Here is a 625-nt window from a genome sequence, read left to right on the forward strand (position 1 = left end):
ATCACGCACACCGTCGGATCGTCACCGGCGTCGAAGCCCAGCGGGTTGAGGAACAGGTCGGCCGCGGTCTGGGCGAACGCCGCCGAGGGCGTGGGCAACATGGTCCCGCCGACGAAGATCGCGGTGTCAGCGAGCAGGTTGACGGCGGCGTAGGTGGCGTGGACCGGCGCGGCGGCAAGCACACCGCCTGCCACGGTGCCGGCAATCGCGATCGGCGCGAAGGCCTTGGTGAGCATCACGGGACGTCCCTTCACCGCAGAAGCTAAAGATTGCCTGAGGGCGATCATGGCAGGGCCGCTTGGCGGAAGTCAACGCCGCCCAGGGTCCTGGAGCGGGCTGGCCAGGCACAGCCCGCGCGTCCATTGACTCTCGTCGCGCGAGAATGCCACTATCAGCGCGTCACCCGTCCTGTCTGCGAGCTCTTACATAAGTTCAAGGTGTGTCGCAATGAACGTAACCAAAGTTTTCGCTCCGGTCGCGGTCGCGGGCGTCATCGCTGCCGGCGTCGCCGGAACTCCGGTCGTCCAGACGACGCTCGCGCAGGTGGCCCTGCTGGCCGACACCGCGATCTTCGTCGGCGGGACCATGTTGCCCACGCCCTCGGCGGCGTTCGCCCAGACCGCGG

The 625-nt window shown here is 67.8% G+C and carries 1 pseudogene; it reads right to left on the bottom strand.

From position 1 onward, the window contains the following. Positions 1-254, bottom strand: a pseudogene (locus A5648_RS04380) (PE-PPE domain-containing protein); the annotation flags it as partial. Between the last annotated feature and the right edge of the window lie 371 nt (positions 255-625).

It is taken from the genome of Mycolicibacter sinensis (assembly GCF_001673565.1).
Lineage (GTDB): Bacteria > Actinomycetota > Actinomycetes > Mycobacteriales > Mycobacteriaceae > Mycobacterium > Mycobacterium sinense_C.